Source organism: Paramagnetospirillum marisnigri, assembly GCF_001650715.1.
GTDB lineage: Bacteria > Pseudomonadota > Alphaproteobacteria > Rhodospirillales > Magnetospirillaceae > Phaeospirillum > Phaeospirillum marisnigri.
The window spans coordinates 1-20,776 of sequence record NZ_LWQT01000059.1; the positions used below are offsets into that span (position 1 = coordinate 1).

Annotated in this window: 17 protein-coding genes and 1 tRNA gene; 10 read left to right on the top strand and 8 right to left on the bottom strand. The window is 64.6% G+C overall.

All coding sequences use genetic code 11. The features are described from left to right. Positions 1-396, top strand: a 396-nt coding sequence (locus A6A04_RS11805; protein ID WP_216636101.1) for a hypothetical protein, incomplete at its 5' end; no start/stop codon positions are given. Positions 397-459: 63 nt separating this feature from the next. Here the strand turns inward: A6A04_RS11805 and A6A04_RS11810 are convergent. The 5 genes from A6A04_RS11810 to A6A04_RS11830 all read right to left on the bottom strand — a co-directional run bounded on the left by A6A04_RS11810 (position 460) and on the right by A6A04_RS11830 (position 6,848). Further along, positions 460-2,160, bottom strand: coding sequence for a site-specific integrase (locus A6A04_RS11810; protein ID WP_068493126.1), 1,701 nt, complete (start codon positions 2,158-2,160; stop codon positions 460-462). 94 nt (positions 2,161-2,254) lie between these two features. After that, positions 2,255-2,330 (bottom strand) — tRNA-Ile (locus A6A04_RS11815). 51 nt (positions 2,331-2,381) lie between these two features. Continuing rightward, positions 2,382-4,400 carry an RNA polymerase sigma factor RpoD gene (rpoD, locus tag A6A04_RS11820; RefSeq protein ID WP_068493128.1) on the bottom strand — a complete coding sequence of 673 codons (2,019 nt, stop codon included), beginning with the start codon at positions 4,398-4,400 and terminating at the stop codon, positions 2,382-2,384. A gap of 77 nt (positions 4,401-4,477) precedes the next feature. Next, the gene (gene dnaG, locus A6A04_RS11825; RefSeq protein WP_068493130.1) at positions 4,478-6,325 is read right to left on the bottom strand and encodes a DNA primase; all 1,848 of its coding nucleotides are present in this window, start codon (positions 6,323-6,325) and stop codon (positions 4,478-4,480) included. A gap of 64 nt (positions 6,326-6,389) precedes the next feature. Next, positions 6,390-6,848: a GatB/YqeY domain-containing protein gene (locus A6A04_RS11830; protein ID WP_068493132.1), complete on the bottom strand. Its 459-nt coding sequence runs from the start codon at positions 6,846-6,848 to the stop codon at positions 6,390-6,392. 282 nt (positions 6,849-7,130) lie between these two features. Between A6A04_RS11830 and carA the strand changes: the two genes are divergently transcribed. The 6 genes from carA to A6A04_RS11860 all read left to right on the top strand — a co-directional run bounded on the left by carA (position 7,131) and on the right by A6A04_RS11860 (position 15,590). After that, positions 7,131-8,333: a glutamine-hydrolyzing carbamoyl-phosphate synthase small subunit gene (carA, locus tag A6A04_RS11835; RefSeq protein WP_068493134.1), complete on the top strand. Its 1,203-nt coding sequence runs from the start codon at positions 7,131-7,133 to the stop codon at positions 8,331-8,333. Positions 8,334-8,468: 135 nt separating this feature from the next. Beyond that, a complete protein-coding gene (carB, locus tag A6A04_RS11840; RefSeq protein ID WP_068493135.1) occupies positions 8,469-11,726 on the top strand; it encodes a carbamoyl-phosphate synthase large subunit in 3,258 nt (1,085 codons plus the stop codon). 20 nt (positions 11,727-11,746) lie between these two features. Next, positions 11,747-12,220: a transcription elongation factor GreA gene (gene greA / locus A6A04_RS11845; protein ID WP_068493137.1), complete on the top strand. Its 474-nt coding sequence runs from the start codon at positions 11,747-11,749 to the stop codon at positions 12,218-12,220. A gap of 7 nt (positions 12,221-12,227) precedes the next feature. Continuing rightward, a complete protein-coding gene (locus tag A6A04_RS11850) occupies positions 12,228-13,142 on the top strand; it encodes a Dyp-type peroxidase (RefSeq protein WP_245651179.1) in 915 nt (304 codons plus the stop codon). Positions 13,143-13,209: 67 nt separating this feature from the next. Next, complete coding sequence (locus tag A6A04_RS11855) at positions 13,210-14,571, top strand: hypothetical protein (protein ID WP_068493139.1); 1,362 nt, start codon at positions 13,210-13,212, stop codon at positions 14,569-14,571. Further along, positions 14,568-15,590 (top strand): extracellular catalytic domain type 1 short-chain-length polyhydroxyalkanoate depolymerase, encoded by a 1,023-nt coding sequence (locus A6A04_RS11860; RefSeq protein ID WP_068493141.1) that lies wholly within the window; start codon positions 14,568-14,570, stop codon positions 15,588-15,590. Before A6A04_RS11855 ends, A6A04_RS11860 begins: the two co-directional genes overlap by 4 nt. A gap of 34 nt (positions 15,591-15,624) precedes the next feature. Here the strand turns inward: A6A04_RS11860 and A6A04_RS11865 are convergent, their stop codons facing one another. After that, a complete protein-coding gene (locus A6A04_RS11865) occupies positions 15,625-16,125 on the bottom strand; it encodes an Lrp/AsnC family transcriptional regulator (protein WP_068493143.1) in 501 nt (166 codons plus the stop codon). Positions 16,126-16,395: 270 nt separating this feature from the next. Here A6A04_RS11865 and A6A04_RS11870 point away from each other — a divergent pair, with 270 nt between their 5' ends. The 3 genes from A6A04_RS11870 to A6A04_RS11880 all read left to right on the top strand — a co-directional run bounded on the left by A6A04_RS11870 (position 16,396) and on the right by A6A04_RS11880 (position 19,041). Then, positions 16,396-17,019 carry a peroxiredoxin gene (locus tag A6A04_RS11870; RefSeq protein WP_068493146.1) on the top strand — a complete coding sequence of 208 codons (624 nt, stop codon included), beginning with the start codon at positions 16,396-16,398 and terminating at the stop codon, positions 17,017-17,019. Between the two features lie 100 nt (positions 17,020-17,119). Continuing rightward, complete coding sequence (trxB, locus tag A6A04_RS11875; protein ID WP_068493148.1) at positions 17,120-18,070, top strand: thioredoxin-disulfide reductase; 951 nt, start codon at positions 17,120-17,122, stop codon at positions 18,068-18,070. Between the two features lie 77 nt (positions 18,071-18,147). Then, entirely contained in the window at positions 18,148-19,041 is an 894-nt protein-coding gene (locus A6A04_RS11880) for a LysR family transcriptional regulator (RefSeq protein ID WP_068493150.1), read from the top strand. Positions 19,042-19,418: 377 nt separating this feature from the next. Here the strand turns inward: A6A04_RS11880 and A6A04_RS11885 are convergent, their stop codons facing one another. After that, the gene (locus A6A04_RS11885; RefSeq protein ID WP_068493152.1) at positions 19,419-20,021 is read right to left on the bottom strand and encodes a TetR/AcrR family transcriptional regulator; all 603 of its coding nucleotides are present in this window, start codon (positions 20,019-20,021) and stop codon (positions 19,419-19,421) included. A 30-nt stretch (positions 20,022-20,051) separates the two neighbouring features. Continuing rightward, a complete protein-coding gene (locus A6A04_RS11890) occupies positions 20,052-20,771 on the bottom strand; it encodes a response regulator transcription factor (protein WP_068493153.1) in 720 nt (239 codons plus the stop codon). Between the last annotated feature and the right edge of the window lie 5 nt (positions 20,772-20,776).

Sequence of the window (20,776 nt, forward strand, 5' to 3'; positions counted from 1 at the left end):
CGCCCCCGCGCCGTCCTGGCCGGGGGTTTTTCTTTGTATGGAGGACACATGAACCCGAAACGTAAAACCACCTTCGATCTCGACACCCATGGCCGGGAGATTGCCTGTGTAGAACTCACACGCGGCATGACGGCCATCATTCTCAAAGCCGACTATGACGTCATCACTGCTGATGGCTGGCGGAACTGGTACGCTAACACAGATGGAAAGGGGCGGCTCTACCCCTCGATCCACCCCACCGACCGTTCCGATGGGCGGAAAGCTCCCATCAGTGTGGCCCGCTTGATCACTAAGGCCCGCCCTGGTGACCGGGTGACCTATCGGGATCGGAACCCGATGAACTTGCTTCCTGAGAACCTGGAGATGATCTGCCGAAAGGAACACCGCACGCACTGACCCTATCCAGCCCGGCGGCGGGTTGCTCGCACCAGCCCGCCGCCGCTACTATCCCGCATTCATCTAAAGTTCCACAGTGACGCCCCCGTAGAGGTGGTCGAGGTCCACCTCAAACCAAACCTTGGCTATCGCTTCGGCCTTAACATCGAGGGGCACCTTCTCGCTGCCATATCGGCGTCCGATCCCGCCGCCGGTATGGCCGGTCAGTGCATCATGCACCTCTTCACCGATGCGAGCCGCTCGACAGGCATCCTTGAAGCCGTGACGAAAGGAGTGGAAGTCCTTCATCGCCTTGGGTGGGATGATCACGCCAACATCGCGCTTGTAGCGATTAAACCATTTCGACCAGTTGCCGGTGATCTTGCCGTACTGGTCGGGCTTCAAAAGCGGGAATAGCGAGCCGCCTTGGCATTGCGCGACGTAACCCAGGAAGCCGCAGCGAATCAAGTTTGGGTGCAGGGGGATTTGTCGGCGACTGCCTTGTGTCTTTAGGCTTTTGCGGTGGTCTAATTCGTTGATGTCGATGTACCAGATGCCGTCCTGATAGCGGATGTCCGAGGCTAAGGATTGCCCCAACTCCTCCAGCCGAGCGCCAGTAAACAAGCCCAGCAATGGCAGCCACTTGGCCGCCTCACCCCCGGCGGCCCTGGGACGTTCGTTGGCGGTGTAGATGGGAGAACCGAACAGCTTAGCGAGATCGTCGGCATTGAAGGACAGGCGGGTCTTGCTACCGCCCTTGCGGTTCACGGTAATCCCGGAGGCGGGATTGCTTGGGACGTAGCTGTTGGCGACGGCCCAGGCGAACACTGACTTCAGGGCATTCAGGTACTTACCTATGGTCGCTGGAGTGACGCGGGCGATGGAATCGTCCTGCTGAGTTTGTGCGACCACTTCGGGCAGGGTCCTGCCGGGATAACGCTTGGTCATGGAGGTTGGCATCAATAAAAGCGCGTCCTTGAATGCCCGAACATCAACCCCGGTCACTTGTGCGACAGGCTTATCCCCGACCACTTGCACGAACAAGGTGAAGGTGGTCTTCCATTCCATGGCGGTTCGCGGTTGCGGTGCCCGCTCCACTTCCCATCGGCGGTGAATTTCAGTCACGGGCAGTGAATCGTCGTCCGGTGGCGCTACAAGAGCGGCACCTGGGTCACGTCGGGGAAGGCTGGTCGCATCTTCGGGCTCGCCACGAATGCGGCCTAGGGCGGCCTTGTGAGCCTCCAGAATTGCGGTTGCGATTAACCCCCGTGCCTGAATGAAACGTGGACTTTCCTCGGGCAGTTCGATGTCATGCTGTCGCAATTCATAGGCGACCCTTGCCAGCGTATCGCGGCTCCAGTCGTCATGGTTCAGGCCGTCTCGCCACGGGTCAGTGGTGATCTCAAAACCTTCGGCCAGCGACACCAAATTCAAGGTGGGCTTGGACCGGGCGCCTTCCTCGAGAGCTTCGCGGGCATCCTTGAACACCCGCCATGCAATGGCTTCCAGAACTGCGTCTGTAACCTCGACGGTGGGCTTGGACGTGCCCTTGCCGCGAAGTTGGTCAAACAGGTCATTTTGGGCACCCCATAGCTCGGCAGCCTTCTTAAGAGCCTCGCGCTTATTGTCGCCCAGATAGCGTTTGATCATGGCCGAACTCGTCCCCAGCACCGAGGCGCGGGTATCGGCATCGACATTCCGCAGAATGTCTTGGGGGACGCGGCGCTGGTAGTAGTGGAATCGCCCTCGCTGCGTCTGCACGGTGATGGACGGCATCTCCTTCATGACCTCGTTTGTAACCTACAAAGTAGCTCACGTCGAGGTCATGGAGGCCTTGTAAACGCTGTGCTTCAGGAATTCTGAGGACCGGAAGGGAGTTTGGTGGGCCCGGCAGGACTCGAACCTGCAACCAGACCGTTATGAGCGGCCGGCTCTAACCATTGAGCTACAGGCCCCACCGGCCCCCGACCATAATGATTGGCCGGGGGAATGCAAGGCTTGGGCGATCAGGTGTCCAGGAACGAGCGCAGCTTGCGCGAGCGCGACGGATGCTTCAGCTTCCGAAGGGCCTTGGCCTCGATCTGGCGGATACGTTCGCGGGTCACGCTGAACTGCTGGCCCACCTCTTCCAGGGTGTGGTCGGTGTTCATGCCGATGCCAAAGCGCATGCGCAGCACCCGCTCCTCACGCGGCGTCAGGCTGGCCAGCACCCTTGTGGTGGTTTCGCGCAGATTGGCCTGGATGGCGGCGTCCAGCGGCAGCACCGCGTTCTTGTCCTCGATGAAGTCGCCGAGATGGGAGTCTTCCTCGTCGCCGATGGGAGTCTCCAGGCTGATGGGCTCCTTGGCGATTTTCAGGACCTTGCGGACCTTTTCCAGCGGCATGGAGAGCTTTTCCGCCAGTTCCTCGGGGGTGGGCTCGCGGCCGATCTCGTGCAGCATCTGGCGCGAGGTCCGCACCAGCTTGTTGATGGTCTCGATCATGTGCACCGGGATACGGATGGTGCGGGCCTGGTCGGCGATAGAGCGGGTGATGGCCTGCCTGATCCACCAGGTGGCATAGGTGGAGAACTTGTAGCCGCGGCGGTATTCGAACTTATCCACCGCCTTCATCAGGCCGATATTGCCTTCCTGGATCAGGTCGAGGAACTGCAGGCCGCGATTGGTGTACTTTTTGGCGATGGAGATCACCAGGCGCAGATTGGCCTCGATCATTTCCTTCTTGGCGCGGCTGGCCTCGCGCTCACCGCGCTGCACCGTCTGGACGATGCGGCGGTATTCGCTGATGGGCAGCCCGGCCTCGGCCGAGATTTCACCGATGGCCGAGCGGATATCGCCGGTTTCCTTGGCGTGCTTGGCGGCGAAATCCTTCCACTGCTTGGAGCGGACGGCCACCTGTTCCAGCCAGTTGGGGTCCAGCTCCGAGCCGTAATAGGCGTCCAGGAAGTCCTGGCGCTTGACCCGGCAGGACTCGGCCAGACGCAGCAGGCGGCCTTCCTGGGTCATCAGACGGCGGTTGAGGCCGTTCAGCTGTTCCACCAGTTGCTCGATGCGGGCGTTGTTGAGATGGATGCCATCCATCAGCCGCACCAGTTCCAGCTTCAGCTTGTCGTATTTTTTCTCCATGGCGGGCGTCACCGCCTCGCCCTTGGACAGCAGCGCCAGACGCTGGTCCTGGACCTTCTCCAGCTTGTGATGGGTGGCGGCGATGGCCTCGAAGGTCTCGAGCACCACCGGCATCAGCTGGGTTTCCATGGCGGCGAGGGAAATGGAATTCTCCTCGCCGTCCTCTGCTTCGCCTTCCGCCTCGCCCTCTGGGCCGGGCTCGCCTCCCTCGGGGGCCTCGCGCTCCTCGGTCTCCTCGGCGGGCGGAGCGACGGCACCCTCGACGGCGGGAATCTCGTCGGGGCCGCGCTCCAGGTCCTCTTCCGACAGTTCGGCGCCGGGACCGGCGCCATAGGTGGCGTCCAGGTCGATGATGTCGCGCAGCAGCATCTTGCCCTCGACCAGGGCGTCGTGCCAGTCGACCACGGCGCGCAGCGTCAGCGGGCTTTCGCAGATGCCGCCGATCATCATCTCGCGACCGGCCTCGATGCGCTTGGCGATGGCGATTTCGCCCTCGCGCGACAGCAATTCCACCGATCCCATCTCGCGCAGATACATGCGCACGGGGTCGTCGGTGCGGCCCAGATCCTCCTCGTCCACATTGCCCGCGCCGGAATAGCCCTCGGGAGTCTCGGTGGCCTCGGCCTCGGCGCCCTCGGCGGCGGCTTCCTCGCCTTCCTCGCTCTCGACCACGTTGATGCCCAGTTCGGACAGCATGGCCATGGTGTCCTCGATCTGCTCGGAGGACACCTCCTCGGGAGGCATGGCGGCGTTCAGCTCATCATAGGTGACGTAGCCGCGTTCCTTGCCGCGGGCCACCATCTTCTTGACGGCGACACCCAGGGTGTCGAGCAGGGGGCCATCCATGGCCTCGTCCTGATTCTCGGAGACTTCCGCCGTATTCGTCGATTTGGTCGCCATGAAAACCGATGCTCCTGAAGAATCCGCCCTTTGAAAAACACTCGGGCCGCCGCCGGTGGCGATGGCCTTATCCCCGCTCAGTCCTCGTCCGACCGGCTAGCCGCCTCGTGGCGCTTGACCGCCTCGAACCGGGTCCAGGCCGCCTGGGACGCGCCCTGGGCCAGCCGTTCGGTGGCCTCGTTCACATCCGCCAGCAGATCCTTGCGGGTGTAATGGTGGAAGACATCCTCCCAGAGGGCCTTTGCCTCCTCGATCCCGTCATAGGTCCGGACCGACCGCAGCCGCCGTTCGGTGGCGTCCAACAGGGTGTCCAGAACCGGGCCTTGACCGTCAGCACGCAAAAGGTCCAGTAAACCATCCGCGTCCAGTCCACGCGTGGCCCCAAGGTGCTTTAGAATCCCGCGTCGAAGGTTGTCAAGCAAGACGTTGGAAAACAGGCAGCGGCCCAACTCCTCATGAGCGTGGTCGAACAGCTGCGGATTGGCCGCCAGCAAGGCGAGCAGCACCCTTTCGGCCATTTCGAATGGCGGTCGCAGGGCGCCGGGCGCCCCCAGTCCGACGATGCGTCCGTCGAAGCCGCGCAGCGCCGTCTGGCCGGGTTGCGGCCGTCGCCCCGTTCCGCGCGGTCCCGGTTTTTGCTGCTGCGGCGCGGGCCGCGCCGGACGGAAGGCCTGCCACAGCTTGTCCTTCAGGGTGCGGACATACTGCCACTTCACCGTTTCGTCGGCGATGGCGAAGGCCTTTTCCAGCAGGTCCTTTTCCAGCAGGGCACGGCGTTCCGGCGTATCCAGCGGACGCCCGTCCACCGCCAGCCGCCATGCCACCTCCACCAGCGGCTGGGCGGCATCCAGCACCGCCTGCATGGCCGCCGGGCCGCCCGCCTTGATCAGGCTGTCCGGGTCTTCCGGCGCGGGCAGGGTGGCGAAACGCAAGGAAAAGCCCGGCTTCAGGATGGGAAAGGCGCGGTCCAGGGCGCGGGCCATGGCCCGCTGCCCGGCGGCATCGCCGTCCAGGCACAGGATCGGCTCGGGCGCCAGGCGCCACAATTCCTCGATCTGGGCCTCGGTCACCGCCGTGCCCAGCGGTGCCACCGCGAAGGGGAACCCGGCCTGATGCAGGGCGATGACATCCATATAGCCCTCGGCCACCACCACAGTGTTGCGCTCGCGCGCCTGTTCGCGGGCATGGGCGAGGCCGTAGAGGGTGCCGCCCTTGTGGAACAGCGGGGTTTCCGGCGAATTGAGGTATTTGGGCTGGCCGTCGCCCAGGATGCGGGCGCCGAAGGCCACCACCCGGCCACGGCGGTCGGTGATGGGGAACATCACCCGGCCGCGGAAATAATCGAAGCTGGCGCCGCCAGTGTCGGGCTTCTTCAGCAATCCGGCCTCGATCAGCAGGCTTTCCGGGCATTCCTTGCTCATCAGCGAGGATTTCAGCGCTTCGCGGGACTCGGGCGCCCAGCCCAGGCGGAAACGGGCGATGGTCTCGTCGGACAGGCCGCGCCCCTTCAGATAGGCGAAGCCCTCGCGGCCGCCCGGCTGGCGCAGTTGCTTCTCGAAAAAGGCGCAGGCGGCTTCCAGGGCATCGTGCAGCGAGGCGCGACGCGCTTCGCGCACCCGTTCCTCGGGCGTCGCCTTGGGGACTTCCAGCCCGGCCTCGGACGCCAAGCGCTCCACCGCCTCGGTGAAGGACAGGTGGCCGATGCGCATCTCGAAGCCGATGGCATCGCCATGGGCGCCGCAACCGAAGCAGTGGAAGAATCCCTTGTCCTCGTTGACGGTGAAGGACGGGGTCTTCTCGTTGTGGAAGGGGCACAGGCCGTGGTACTCGCGCCCCTTCTTGGTCAGCTTGACCCGCCGCCCGACCACGCCGGAAACCGGCACGCGAACGCGGAGCTCATCAAGAAATTGCGGAGGAAACGCCATGCACGCGGTTTCCCTGCTTCAGCGGATAGGGGCTATTAGAAATGGGGTGTCCACCCAGGAAAATCTAGGCCCCCAGCAGGGCCTTGACCACCGGCCCCGCCTTGGCGAAGTCCATCCGCCCGGCATGGGCCTCCTTGAGCTTCGCCATCACCCGGCCCATGTCCTTGACGCTGGTGGCGTCGGTCTGATCGATGGCGGCGCGGATGGCCGTTTCCACCTCGGCCTCGGTCATCTGGGCCGGAAGGAATCGCTCGATCACCACGATTTCCTCGGCTTCCTGCTTGGCAAGCTCGGGGCGACCACCCTGTTCATACATGGTGATGCTCTCGCGGCGCTGCTTGATCATGGACTGAAGCAGTTGAAGGATATCCTCGTCGCCGATGCCGTCGGCCTGGCCCTTGGGCCGCGCCGCGATGTCGCGGTCCTTCAACGCCGCCAGGATCAGGCGCAGGGTCGAAACCGAGCGGGCGTCCTTGCCGAGCATGGCCGTCTTCAAGGCATCGTTCAACTGCCGACGCAGCATGGTCTCCCCCCTCGCACATCCCTTTTGGGAAAGCGGACAGGCTAGCGCAAAACCGGCCGGAAAGGAAGCCTCTCCCACGCTCCCCATATATTTGAATTTATTGAATTTTCCCCCTGAGATGGGAATGCTTGACTCATGGGCGGCCGGTCTTTATAAGGCGGCCGTTTACCTATTCGCCGATGGGGCCGTCGCGGCTCAAGCCCCGGGGATCTTGCCGACGCAGGACAACCCGGTGGCCTTCTGCGACCCATCGGTCGGAACCGCCAGCCTTTAAGGACCATCATGCCGAACCAACACGGGACCGCACCGAAGCAGCAACGCCAGGTGCCGTCTTTCGACGCGCCGCGTCCCCCCGGAGCCACCGGCGCCCTGGTGCTGGCCGACGGCACCGTGCTGTGGGGCAAGGGAATCGGCGCCACCGGCTCCAATGTGGGCGAGGTGGTGTTCAACACCGCCATGACCGGCTATCAGGAGACCCTGACCGACCCGTCCTATGCCGGTCAGATCATCACCTTCACCTTCCCGCATATCGGCAATATCGGCACCAATGCCGAGGATATCGAGACCACCACTCCGGCGGCCCGCGGCCTGATCCTGCGCGCCGACATCACCGAGCCCGCCAACTGGCGCTCGACCAAGCATCTGGATTCGTGGCTGAAGGCCAACAATATCGTCGGCCTGAGCGGCATCGACACCCGTGCCCTGACCCGGCGCATCCGGTCCAAGGGCGCCCCCAACGGCGTGGTGGTCCACGCCCCCGATGGCGAATTCGACCTGCCCACCCTGTGGGCCAAGGCCGCCGACTGGCCGGGGCTGGAGGGCATGGACCTGGCGCTGGAGGTCACCTCGGCCCAGCCCTATTCCTGGGACGAGTCGGAATGGTCCCTGCGCGGCGGCTATGGCAAGCAGGCATCGCCGAAATTCCACGTCGTCGCGCTGGATTACGGTGCCAAGCGCAATATCCTGCGCTGCCTCGCCGCCTCGGGCTGCAAGGTCACCGTGCTGCCCGCCCAAAGCAGCGCCGAGGATGTGCTGGCCCACAAGCCCGATGGCGTGTTCCTCTCCAATGGCCCCGGCGATCCGGCCGCCACCGGCGACTATGCCGTTCCCATGATCCAGGGCGTGCTGAAGGCGGGCGTTCCGCTGTTCGGCATCTGCCTCGGTCACCAGATGCTGGCCCTGGCGCTGGGCGCCAAGACCTTCAAGATGGACACCGGCCATCGCGGCGCCAACCACCCGGTCAAGGACCTGGCCACCGGACGGGTCGAGATCACCAGCCAGAATCATGGCTTCGTGGTGGACGAGACATCGCTGCCCGCCGGGGTCAAGGTCACCCACCGCTCGCTGTTCGACCAGTCGGTCGAGGGCATCGCGGTCGACGGCAAGCCGGTGTTCTCGGTGCAGTACCACCCCGAGGCCTCGCCGGGACCCCAGGACGCCCATTACCTGTTCGACCGCTTCGTGGGGTTGATGGAGAAGCGCTGAGGCTTCGGACTTAAAGGATTTGAGACACGAATGAACACAAATGCACACGAATATTCATGAGTTCGCTCGGACCTATTCGTGTTTATCCGTGTTCATTCGTGTCTGAATGAAAACATTCAGATCAAAGCAGGCACCATGCCCAAACGTACAGATATCAAGTCCATCCTCATCATCGGCGCCGGGCCCATCGTCATCGGCCAGGCCTGCGAGTTCGACTATTCCGGCGTGCAGGCGTGCAAGGCGCTGAAGGACGAGGGCTACCGGGTCATCCTGGTCAACTCCAACCCGGCCACCATCATGACCGACCCCGGGCTGGCGGATGCCACCTATATCGAGCCCATCACCCCCGAGATCGTCACCAAGATCATCGAGAAGGAACGGCCCGACGCGCTGCTGCCCACCATGGGCGGCCAGACGGCGCTGAACACCGCCATGAAGCTGGCGGATATGGGCGTGCTGGAGAAATACGGGGTCGAGATGATCGCCGCCAAGCGCGACGTCATCGCCAAGGCGGAGGACCGCCTGCTGTTCCGCGACGCCATGGACAAGATCGGCCTGGAATCGCCGAAATCCAAGCTAGTCAAGACCCTGGCCGAGGCGCGCGAGGCCATGGGCTTCGTCGGCCTGCCCGCCATCATCCGCCCCAGCTTCACCCTGGCCGGAACCGGCGGCGGCATCGCCTATAACGTGGCGGAGTACGAGCAGATTGTGGCCGGTGGCTTGGCGGCCAGCCCGGTGCACGAAGTCCTGGTCGAGGAGTCGGTGCTCGGCTGGAAGGAATACGAGATGGAGGTTGTCCGCGATAAGAAGGACAACTGCATCATCATCTGTTCCATCGAGAACGTCGATCCCATGGGCGTGCATACCGGCGATTCCATCACCGTGGCTCCGGCGCTGACCCTGACCGACAAGGAATACCAGATAATGCGCAACGCCTCGATCGCGGTGCTGCGCGAGATCGGGGTGGATACCGGCGGCTCCAACGTGCAGTTCGCGGTCAACCCCAAGGACGGCCGCATGACCGTCATCGAGATGAATCCGCGCGTCTCGCGCTCCTCGGCCCTGGCGTCCAAGGCCACCGGCTTCCCCATCGCCAAGATCGCCGCCAAGCTGGCGGTGGGCTACACCCTGGACGAGTTGGCCAACGACATCACCGGCGTCACCCCGGCCAGCTTCGAGCCGACTATCGATTACGTGGTCACCAAGATTCCGCGCTTCACCTTCGAGAAGTTCCCCGGCGCCGACCCCATGCTGACCACCTCCATGAAGTCGGTGGGCGAGGCCATGTCCATCGGCCGCACCTTCCAGGAGAGCCTGCAGAAGGGCCTGCGCAGCATGGAAACCGGCCTGACCGGCCTGGACGAGGTCGAGATTCCCGGCGCTGGCGCCGGCGACATGAAGGATGCGGTGAAGAAGGCGCTGGCCCTGCCGCGCGCCGACCGCATCCTGGTGATCGCCCAGGCCTTCCGTCTGGGCCTGACCATTGATGAGGTCCACGCCGCCTGCTTCTACGACAAGTGGTTCCTGGCCCAGATCAAGGGCATCATCGACGCCGAGAACGAGGTCAAGGCCAAGGGTCTGCCCATCGACGCGCCCGGCCTGCTGCGGCTGAAGAAGATGGGCTTTTCCGACCAGCGCCTGTCCAAGCTGAGCGGCAAGACCGTGGTCGAGACCGCCTTCCGCCGCGAGGTGCTGAACGTCAAGCCGGTGTTCAAGCGCATTGACACCTGCGCCGCCGAGTTCCCGTCCTCCACCGCCTATATGTATTCCTGCTACGAGGGCGACGGGGTCAACCCGCCCGAATGCGAATCCGATCCGTCCGATCGCGACAAGGTCATCATCCTGGGCGGCGGTCCCAACCGCATCGGCCAGGGCATCGAGTTCGACTATTGCTGCGTCCATGCCGCCTACGCCCTCGACGAAGCGGGCAAGGAAACCATCATGGTCAACTGCAATCCGGAAACGGTGTCCACCGACTACGACACCTCGGACCGGCTGTATTTCGAGCCGCTGACCGCCGAGACCGTCATTGATCTGGTCCGCCGCGAGCAGTCCAACGGCAAGGTTCTGGGCTGCATCGTCCAGTTCGGCGGCCAGACGCCGCTGAAGCTGGCCCATGCCCTGGAACAGGCGGGCATTCCCATCCTGGGGACCAGCCCCGACAGCATCGACCTGGCCGAGGACCGCGAGCGCTTCCAGGGGCTGCTGCACGAACTGGGGCTGAAGCAGCCCGCCAACGGCACCGCCCGGTCCTATGCCGAGGCCATCGAGGTGGCCGAGCGCATCGGCTATCCGGTGGTGATCCGCCCCAGCTTCGTGCTGGGCGGCCGCGCCATGCAGATCGTCTACGACCACGAGGCGCTGGAGCGCTACATGCACGAGGCGGTGCGGGTGTCGGGCGATGATCCGGTGCTGATCGACTTCTACCTGAAGGACGCCATCGAGGTGGATGTCGACGCGCTCTGCGACGGCACCCAGGTCTATGTGGCGGGCATCATGCAGCACATCGAGGAAGCGGGCATCCATTCGGGTGACTCCGCCTGCTCGCTGCCGCCCTATTCCCTGGACCACGCCACCATCGTCGAGTTGGAGCGCCAGACCGCCGCCCTGGCCAAGGCGCTCAACGTGGTCGGGTTGATGAACTGCCAGTACGCCATCAAGGACGGCGATATCTACATCCTGGAGGTCAATCCGCGCGCGTCCCGCACCGTGCCCTTCGTGGCCAAGGCCACCGGCGTGCCCATCGCCAAGATCGCCGCCCGTGTCATGGCGGGCGAGACCCTGGCCTCGTTCGGCCTGACCACAAGGCCGGTGATGAAGCATGTGGCGGTGAAGGAGGCGGTGTTCCCCTTCGCCCGCTTCCCCGGCGTCGACATCCTGCTGGGGCCGGAAATGAAGTCCACCGGCGAGGTCATGGGCATCGATTCCGATTTCGCCCGCGCCTTCGCCAAGAGCCAGCTGGGGGCCGGAACCAACCTTCCCACCGAGGGCGGCGTCTTCATCTCGGTCAGGGACGGCGACAAGCCCGCCATGGTCGAGGTGGCGCGCAGGTTGCTGGCCATGGGCTTCAAGGTCATGGCCACCGACGGCACCGCCAACTATCTCAAGGATCGGGGCATCACCGATATCAGCATCCTGAACAAGGTGCTGGAGGGCCGCCCCCACTGCGTCGACGCCATGCTGAACAATCAGGTGCATCTGGTGGTCAACACCACCGACGGTTCCCAGGCGGTGAAGGACAGCTTCTCCATCCGCCGCACGGCGCTGACCAACACCATTCCCCATTACACCACGGTAGCGGGAGCGCGGGCGGCGGTGGAAGCCATCGAGGCGCTTCGTTGCGGCACGCTTGATGTTGCGCCGTTGCAATCGTACTTTAGTGGATCGTTCTAGGTGATGGCGCGGGGCGCTTGATGGAAAAAATTCCGATGACTCCGGCTGGGCTGGCCCAGTTGGAGGATGAACTGAGGACCTTGAAGGCGGTGGAACGTCCGGCGGTTATCCGGGCCATCGCCGAAGCGCGCGAGCATGGCGATCTCTCGGAGAACGCCGAGTACCACGCGGCGCGCGAGCGCCAGAGCTTCATCGAGGGACGGGTGTCCGAGCTGGAGGACATCATCAGCCGCGCCCAGGTGATCGACATCGCCACCCTGTCGGGCGATCAGGTCCGCTTCGGCGCCACCGTCACCCTGGCCGACGAGGATTCCGACGACGAGGTGGTCTATACCATCGTCGGCGCCCACGAGGCCGACATCAAGTCGGGCCGCATGAGCGTGCATTCGCCCCTTGCCCGTGCCCTGATCGGCAAGCATCTCGGCGATACCGTCGAGGTCACGGCGCCCGGTGGGTCCAAGTCCTACGAGATCGTCGACGTCCGCTTCGGCTGAGGGGGGGATGATGACCCTCCCCCAATCCGCCATCTGCGCTGAGACCGGTGATTTTGCTGTGTTTCTGACCCTGACCCTGGTTCCGGGGGCGGAGAGGACGGTGCGTGCAATCCTCGCCGGTTTTCCCGATATGGTCGAGGCGGTGGCGGCGGAATTCGCCGAGCCCCGGCTGGTAGGCTCGGTGGCCATCGGCGCCGAGGCCTGGCCGCGACTGATGGGGCCGAAGCGTCCGGCCGGGTTGGTTCCCTTCGCACCGCTGGCCGATGGCGATCGCTTCGCCCCCGCCACCCCCGCCGATCTGTTCGTGCATATTCACTCGCCCCGGCATGACGCCAACTTCGCCCTGGCGCGACGCCTGATGGCCCGGCTGGGGAGTGGCGCCACCGTCGCCGAGGAGATTCACGGTTTCAAGCACAAGGGCGGCCGCGACCTCACCGGCTTCGTCGACGGCACCGAGAACCCCAAGGGCGAGGACCGGCCCGAAGTGGCGCTGGTGGGTGACGAGGACGCCGACTTCCGCGGCGGCAGCCATGTCAGCATCCAACGCTGGGTTCACGGACTGACCCAGTGGGAGGGGCTGCCGGTGCCCCAGCAGGAGGGCATCATCGGCCGCACCAAGGAGACCGACGAGGAACTGGACGATTCGGTCAAGCCGCCTTCGGCCCATATCGCCCGGGTGGTGATCGAGGAAGACGGCGAGGAACTGGAAATCCTGCGCCATTCGCTTCCCTATGGCACCACCTCGGACTCCGGTCTGTATTTCGTCGCCTATGGCCGCGATCCGGCGACGTTCCGCAAGATGCTGGACGCCATGGTGGTGGCCGATGCCGATGGGAATTATGACCGTCTGATGGACTTCTCGCGCCCCGTGACCGGCGCCGCCTTCTTCGCCCCGTCCAAGGACTTGCTGCGGCAGGCATGACCCAAGTCAAGCCGGTGGCTCCCGGCCGGGGATAGCATGACCGCCGAATTCCGTTCGGGGGCCTGTCATGCCGTATCTTCGTCAAAGCGTATCCGCCTGTTTTCTGCTGGGTCTGGCCCTGGTCGGCCTTTCCGTCCCCGCCTGGGCCGAACTGGATGCCCGCGCCTATGTCGCCCGCCGCCTTGCCGCCGACCATCATGTCCAGGTGAGGATCGATGGCTTTGAGGCGAAAGAGGGCTCATGCCGGATACGGGCCGAGGTGCTGCGCCGCTTCGGCGGGCGCGGGCCAGCCCTGGAGACCGGTTCGGACATCACCTTCGGCATGCCCTGCGCCGAAGCGTCCTTCTGGCCCGCTGCCCGCCTGAAGGAGACGCGGCTGCTGGAACTGTATCTGAAGTCCGGCCCGGCCGGGCTGGATGTCGCCGACGAGGGCCAGGGCGCCAGGGCGCTGGACGCCGTTAGCGACGCTCCCGCCATCCGCGACGATCCCGCCCTGGTGCGGGACATGACCGAGACCATCGCCGCCTACAGCATCGATTCCGAGGTCAAGCGCAACAATCCCGATGCCGCCCTGGCCCTGGCCCGGGTGGCCGACCCCCATTCGCGGCTGCGGCTGCTGGCCCATGCGGCGGGAGCCCTGGCCACCCGTAAATCCCCGCTGGCCGAGGCGGCGGCAGCCGAGGTCATGACGGCTTTCGATGCCCTGCCCGCCGACGAGGCGCGGCTGGCGGCGGGGCTGGCGGCGCTGGAGCCCCTGGCCCTGGGCGGGCTTGGCCGCCCCAGCCTGCATCTGGCCGAGCGTCTGGGGCCCGATGTGGATGCCCTGCTGGTGCCCGGCGCCCGCGATGCCGCCCTGCTGTCGCTCTACGGCGCCCGCATCCGCTCCGACGATCCCGCCGGTGCCTTCGTGGCCCTGGCCAAGCTGACCGACCGCAAGGCCCGACGCGAACGCCTGGACGACATGCCCTTCGCGCAAAAGGATTTCGGCCCCGGCAACCCGGCCTCGCCCGGCTGGCTGGACCGGCTGCTGGCGGCGGTGGAAGGACAGCCCGATGCCGAATTCCGCGGCGAGGCGGTCCTGGCGCTGTGCCGCACCGCCTATCGCTCGGCGGCGGGCATGGCCCAGGTGCCGGAACTGATGGCCAAGGCGGTGCCCATGGCCGAACTGGCGGCCCGTCGGCGTCACGGTCCCTCGGCGGTGCTGCTGGCTGTTCTTAGCGAAGCGCTGGGCGGCGACGAGGCCCGCGCCAGGGCGGCACGCTGGTATGCGGTGGCGGGAGTCGGCTTTGACGTCGCGACCTCTTCGCGTTCCGAGGCGATCAGGATACTATCCGGCTTCACCGTGGCCGAACGCGCCGCCGCCGCCCGGATGCTGGGCGGGTCTGGCGCCGCGACGCCGCACAAACTGTTGGAGCTTGCCGCCAAATGATGGTCCGGTCCGTGCTGGCGCTGCTGATGGCGGCGCTGTTCCTATCCTCGGCCCCCGCCCGCGCCACCGAATTCGAACAGCTTCCCGGGGCCTTCGCCGGGGGTAGCAAGGTGTGGTGGTGGAACCTGGAGATGCGCGCCCATGTGCCCGCCGCCGCCCGGGGCAAGCCCGGACCGGTGGTGCTGCTGCTGCATGGCTGCGGCCAGCAGGCCGAGACCTTCGCCTTCGAAAGCGGCTGGCGTGACCTGTCGGAGCGCCGCGGTTTCGCCCTGGTGGTGGCCCAGTTCAAGGATTTCGTCGCTCCCTTCGGCAATGAGGGCCAGGGCTGCCTGTGGTGGTTCGACGAGGACAGCCGGGCCGCCAACGAGCAGAACCAGACCGGCCGCCTGCGCCAGGCGGTGCTGAAGACCCGCGAGATCTACGGCATTTCCGGCGGAGATAATTTCGTGGTCGGCCTGTCGGCGGGGGGCGGCATGGCCCTGGTGATGCTGACCACCTATCCCGACGATTTCGCCGCCGGAGCCTCCATTGCCGGTGTGGCGGTGGGGTGCTCGCGCATCGGCGCCAATCTGGGCGGCTATATGGCCATGCCGAATGAGCTGCGCCGCGCCTTCGGCTGCATGGAGGGACCGGCGGGCATCAAGATGGTGGATGACTGGGCCCGCGAGGCCGAACGCATGCTGCCGCGCCGCTCGGTATGGCCGCGCCTGTCCATCTGGCAGGGCGACCATGACAAGACGGTGGCCTGCGTCAACGCCATCCAGATTGCCCAGCAATGGGGCGGCCTGCACCGGGTGGGCGCACCCGGCTTCGCCACCTGCGAGGACGCGCCGCCGCCGCCCAAGCCCTTCGCCCCGGTCTGGGCGGCGGGCGATCAGGTGGAACTGCGCATCCTTCAGGGCCTCGACCATTCGGTGCCGGTGGACACCGCCGCCCGTTGCGGCACGGCGGGCGACCATGTGAAGCCGTTCGGCGTCTGCGCCGCCTCGGAAATCGTCGAGTTCTTCGGGTTCAAGTAGGGGGGGCGGAGGGCGGGCAGCCTCGCCCGCCCTCCTATTCCTCGTCCGGCTCGGGTCCGGCGTCCACGTCGATGGGAACGCCGGGCTGCAGCTTGGAGGTGCGGATGGCCAGGGCGCTCTTCACATGGCTGATATTGGGCGCGGCGGTCAGACGGGTGGTGAGGAAGCGCTGATAGTCGTCCCAGTCATGGGCCACCACCTTCAACAGGAAGTCGGTCTCGCCCGCCAGCATGTGGCATTCGCGGACCTCGGACCAACCCTTGACCAGTTCCTCGAAGGCCTTCAGGTCAGTCTCGGCTTGGCTGCTGAGGCCGACATGGGCGAATACGGTGACATTGTAGCCCAGTGCCCCGGGATCGACCTCGGCATGGTAGCCCTTGATAAAGCCCGCCTCCTCCAGCGCACGCACCCGGCGCAGGCAGGGCGGCGCCGAGATTCCGGCTCGCCGGGCCAGCTCGACATTGGTCATGCGGCCGTCGCCTTGCAGATCGGCAAGAATGCGTCGGTCGATCCGGTCGAGCTTGACCCGTTGCATAAGAGAACTCCAAAACCCCGCGAATTTGCGAAATTATATTACAATACCCTCCGGCGGCAAGCCCGTCTTTGCTGCGTTGCCATGAAAAATCGCCAAGTGTCGTCAGCGAGGCGGCATGCCCAATCCCCTCATTCATCTAAGGATTAAAATCGAGGCGCTGTCTTACGCTGGAGGTATGCTTATAATCATTCTATCTTGTGCCCGGCAGAGAAACCGACTAAATTCGTCGCCTCCAGATCATCCATAATTCCTTTCGAGGGAGCCTCCATAATGTCCGACGCGGTTATCAGCCCGATCTCTCTGGTCACCAAGCCCGCCCCCGACTTCACGGCGCCGGCGGTGATGCCCGATAATGAGATCAATCCGTCGTTCAACCTGAAGTCCTATCTGGCGGGTTCCTACGGCCTGGTGTTCTTCTATCCGCTGGACTTCACCTTCGTGTGCCCGTCGGAAATCCTGGCCCACGACCACCGCGTCAAGGCCTTCGCCGAGCGCAACACCAAGGTCGTCGCCGTCAGCGTCGATTCCCACTTCACCCATCTGGCGTGGAAGAACACGCCGGTGGAAAAAGGCGGCCTGGGCAATGTCCAGTTCCCCATGGTGGCCGACCTGACCAAGGACATCGCCAAGTCGTTCGGCGTGCTGCTGCCCGGCGGCGTCGCCCTGCGCGGCACCTTCCTGATCGACAAGAACGGCAATGTGCGGTCCGCCCATGTCAACGACCTGCCGCTGGGCCGCAACGTGGACGAGGCCCTGCGCCTGGTCGACGCCCTGCAGTTCACCGAGGAGCATGGCGAGGTCTGCCCCGCCGGCTGGAACAAGGGCAAGGCCGGCATGAAGCCGAACCCCAACGGCGTCGCCGACTACCTGGCCAAGCACGCCTCCGAGCTGTAACGCCGGAGTTCAGAGTGACGGGGGCGCGCCGCTTGCCAGCGGCGCGCCCCCTCCTTATGCTGTCATGCAATAAATAACCACCGCTTTGGGAAGACGACAGATGGCGCATCACTACACCAAGGTTCTGATTCTGGGCTCGGGTCCGGCGGGCTGCACCGCCGCCATCTACGCCGCGCGCGCCAATCTGGAGCCCATGCTGGTGGCGGGCTTGCAGCCCGGCGGCCAGTTGACCATCACCACCGATGTCGAGAACTATCCCGGCTTCGCCGAGCCCATCCAGGGCCCCTGGCTGATGGAGCAGATGCAGGAACAGGCCAAGCATGTGGGAACCCGCTTCCATGACGACATGATCGTCTCCATCGACCTGTCCAAGCGCCCCTTCCAGGCGGTGGGCGATTCCGGCGACACCTATTCCGGCGACACCGTCATCATCAGCACCGGCGCGACGGCGCGTTGGCTGGGCATGGAGTCGGAAAAGAAGTTCTCGGGCTTCGGCGTCTCGGCCTGCGCCACCTGCGACGGCTTTTTCTTCCGTAACAAGGAAGTGGCGGTGATCGGCGGCGGCAATTCGGCGGTGGAGGAAGCCCTGTATCTGGCGGGCATCGCCTCCAAGGTCACCCTGGTGCACCGTCGCGACAGCTTGCGCGCCGAAAAGATCGCCCAGGACCGGCTGTTCGCCAATCCCAAGGTGGCCGTGGCCTGGGACAGCGTCATCGACGAAATCCTGGGTGACGACAATCCCCCCGGCGTCACCGGCCTGCGGCTGAAGAACGTCAAGACCGGCGCCCTGTCCGAGATCAAGCTGGACGGCGTCTTCATCGCCATCGGCCACACCCCCAACACCGACCTGTTCAAGGGCGCGCTGGAGATGGATTCCGAGGGCTATCTGATCACCACCCCGGGCTCCACCACCACCAACATCCCCGGCGTCTTCGCCGCCGGTGACGTGCAGGACAAGATCTATCGCCAGGCGGTCACCGCTGCCGGAACCGGGTGCATGGCTGCGCTGGAAGCGGAACGTTTCCTCGCGGCGCATGGACATGGACATTAAGTTACGGCAGACTACTGGCATAAAGTCATAAAAGGGGGGCAAGAACCCCCCATTCCGTCAGGAGCCGTCACGTCACCATGGATTGGGACAAGCTGAGGGTTTTTCACGCCGTCGCCGAGGCGGGGAGCTTCACCCATGCGGGTGAGGTCCTTAATCTTAGCCAATCGGCGGTCAGCCGCCAGATCAGCGCGTTGGAGGAAAGCCTCAACCTGCCGCTATTCCATCGCCATGCCCGCGGCCTGATCCTGACCGAACAGGGCGAGTTGCTCTACAAGACCGCCCGCGACGTGTTTTCCAAGCTGGCCATGACCGAGGCCCTGCTGACCGAAAGTCGCGAACGGGCGCAAGGTCCGCTGAAGATCACCACCACCGTGGCCTTCGGCTCGCTGTGGCTGACGCCGCGGATCAAGGACTTCCTGGACGCCTATCCGGAAATCCAGGTCAGCATGGTGCTGTTCGATGGCGAGCTTGACCTGGCCATGCGCGAGGCCGATATCGCCATCCGCATGATGCCGCCGCGCCAGCCCGATTTGGTGCAGCGCCATCTGCTGTCCATGAATTACTGCGTCTACGCCTCGCCCAGCTATCTGGATCAGTACGGCACGCCCCTGACGGCGGAAGACCTGGATCGCCACCGCATCATCGTCTATGGCGACGACACGCGGGTGGCGGCGCCGGTCTCCAATGTGAACTGGCTGCTGGAAGCGGGCGCCTCGCCCGACCGGCCGCGCCGCCCGGTGCTGGAGGTCAACAACATCTACGGCATCTACCGCGCCGTCAAAAGCGGGCTGGGCATCGCCGCCATGCCCGAATACCTCAGCAGCGAGACCGACAATCTGGTCCATGTGCTGCCCGAGCTGAAGGGGCCGAAGATCGAGGCCTACTTCGTCTATCCCGAGGAATTGCGCAATTCCAAGCGCATCACCGTCTTCCGCGATTTCCTGTTGTCGAAGATCGCCGAGACCCTCTGAATCGCCTAATTTATCGCGCATCCAATAGTCATGCGGTTGGCGCATGCCCCTGCACGAAAATTTGGGGTGGTTCCACGGCCCGAGTTGCCGTACATCAGCAATCACTACTTGCTGCATTGCAGCGGGTTCGAGTTCCGGCGGTTCGCCGCCACAGAGTTCCCAAGCCCTGTGCTTGGGATCGGGTCTTCTGACCCTACGTCTCCTAGACGTGAAGCCTCCCTGTTTGACTTAGCCCCCGGTGCATAACCGGGGGCTTTCTTTTTCATGGGGTTACGGGCCAACTCGGATCTATCCGTTCCTCAATATTCCGACCCATGGGGCATAGGTGGGGTATTGGGATCATGTCCCAGGGATTGGTGTAACAGCGGGATCTCCGCTCAGCCCTGATGCATCAGTCCGCCCAGGACCAGATTGGAATAAGTGGTGATCACCTGTTCCTTGCTCAGTCGCCCATGGGGGCGGAACCAGGTGCACACACCGGTCAGCATGGTCAGGATGCCATAGGCGGCGACGCTGACATCGCCGCATTTGAACAGCCCCTGCTCCTCGCCCAGGCGCAAGATGTCGATCAGGTGGCGTTCGTACTGGCGGCGCAGGGCGACGATCTCTTCGTAGTGATTGGGCTCCAGGCTGCGCAATTCGGAATAACCGATGAAGACCTCGCGCTTGCGCAGGATGTGGTAGGTGACGTGGAAGGCGACGAAGCCCCGCATGCGCTCCACTGGCCCCAATTCGGTCCAGGCGGCCCGAACCTCGTCGAACTGGCGGAACAGGTCGTCCATATGGACCCGGATCAGGTCGTAGAGCAGGTCTTCCTTGGTGGTGATGTGGTTGTAGAGTGACCCCACCTGGATCCCGACCTCGGAGGCCAGCTGGCGCAGGCTCATGGCCTCGAAGCCGTGTTCATAGATCAGCTTGAGCCCAGCCTTACGGATGGCTTCCATGGTCTTGGGGCCGTGCGAGCCGATGGTGCGGGCCATGACTGGGGGTTCCTGAAGGGCGAGGGGAAATCAAGGTTCGGGGCGGACGCGGTTATCCACCTGGGCGGCGAAGACGTATCCCACCGAGCGGACGGCCCGAATGGGCAGGTTCTCGCCCGTGGCCGAGGCCACCTTGCGACGCAGGCGGGCCATCACCGCGTCGATGCTGCGGTCGTCATAGCCGCCCACCGTCTTGCCCAGCGACGTGGCGATCTCGTCACGGGTGACGGAACTGCCGGGGTCGTTGGTCAGGGTCTGCAAAACCCGGTATTCGGCATTGGTCAAGGGAACCTGATGGCCCTTTGGGGTGATCAGCGACCAGGTGGCGCTGTCGAAGCCCCAGATATTGCCGTCCTCCCGGTTCTCGGGCTTGTCCTCGGCCTGGGTTTCGCGCAGGCGCCGGGTCAGGCTGTGGATGACCGCCTCCAGCTCGCGGAACTGCACCGGCTTGACCAGATAGGCGTCGGCGCCCGCCGTCAGCCCCAGGACCCGATCATCCAACTGGCCCCGCGCCGTCAGCATGACGATCCCCATGCGTGAGCGCGACCGCAATCGAGCGGCGATGGAGAAGCCGTCCTCTCCCGGAAGGTTGACATCAAGCACCAACAGGTCGGGCGAAAAGGAAGTGAGAAGCTGATCCAGTTCCGCTCCTGATCCCGCCCGTTCAACCGTCATCCCAACCAGGGAGAGATAGCGGACGATGGAACTGCATAAATCCGGTTCATCTTCGACAACGACGACGTTGATCATGGCTG

What these genes read in the sequence shown, in the direction of transcription:
- carA (WP_068493134.1), top strand. Translation starts at nt 7,131, where the DNA reads ATGCCGAACCAACACGGGACCGCACCGAAGCAGCAACGCCAGGTGCCG.
- A6A04_RS11850 (WP_245651179.1), top strand. Translation starts at nt 12,228, where the DNA reads ATGATGACCCTCCCCCAATCCGCCATCTGCGCTGAGACCGGTGATTTT.
- greA (WP_068493137.1), top strand. Translation starts at nt 11,747, where the DNA reads ATGGAAAAAATTCCGATGACTCCGGCTGGGCTGGCCCAGTTGGAGGAT.
- dnaG (WP_068493130.1), bottom strand. Translation starts at nt 6,325, where the DNA reads ATGGCGTTTCCTCCGCAATTTCTTGATGAGCTCCGCGTTCGCGTGCCG.
- trxB (WP_068493148.1), top strand. Translation starts at nt 17,120, where the DNA reads ATGGCGCATCACTACACCAAGGTTCTGATTCTGGGCTCGGGTCCGGCG.
- A6A04_RS11885 (WP_068493152.1), bottom strand. Translation starts at nt 20,021, where the DNA reads ATGGCCCGCACCATCGGCTCGCACGGCCCCAAGACCATGGAAGCCATC.
- A6A04_RS11810 (WP_068493126.1), bottom strand. Translation starts at nt 2,160, where the DNA reads ATGAAGGAGATGCCGTCCATCACCGTGCAGACGCAGCGAGGGCGATTC.
- rpoD (WP_068493128.1), bottom strand. Translation starts at nt 4,400, where the DNA reads ATGGCGACCAAATCGACGAATACGGCGGAAGTCTCCGAGAATCAGGAC.
- A6A04_RS11870 (WP_068493146.1), top strand. Translation starts at nt 16,396, where the DNA reads ATGTCCGACGCGGTTATCAGCCCGATCTCTCTGGTCACCAAGCCCGCC.
- A6A04_RS11860 (WP_068493141.1), top strand. Translation starts at nt 14,568, where the DNA reads ATGATGGTCCGGTCCGTGCTGGCGCTGCTGATGGCGGCGCTGTTCCTA.
- A6A04_RS11865 (WP_068493143.1), bottom strand. Translation starts at nt 16,125, where the DNA reads ATGCAACGGGTCAAGCTCGACCGGATCGACCGACGCATTCTTGCCGAT.
- A6A04_RS11890 (WP_068493153.1), bottom strand. Translation starts at nt 20,771, where the DNA reads ATGATCAACGTCGTCGTTGTCGAAGATGAACCGGATTTATGCAGTTCC.
- A6A04_RS11880 (WP_068493150.1), top strand. Translation starts at nt 18,148, where the DNA reads ATGGATTGGGACAAGCTGAGGGTTTTTCACGCCGTCGCCGAGGCGGGG.
- A6A04_RS11855 (WP_068493139.1), top strand. Translation starts at nt 13,210, where the DNA reads ATGCCGTATCTTCGTCAAAGCGTATCCGCCTGTTTTCTGCTGGGTCTG.
- A6A04_RS11830 (WP_068493132.1), bottom strand. Translation starts at nt 6,848, where the DNA reads ATGCTGCGTCGGCAGTTGAACGATGCCTTGAAGACGGCCATGCTCGGC.
- carB (WP_068493135.1), top strand. Translation starts at nt 8,469, where the DNA reads ATGCCCAAACGTACAGATATCAAGTCCATCCTCATCATCGGCGCCGGG.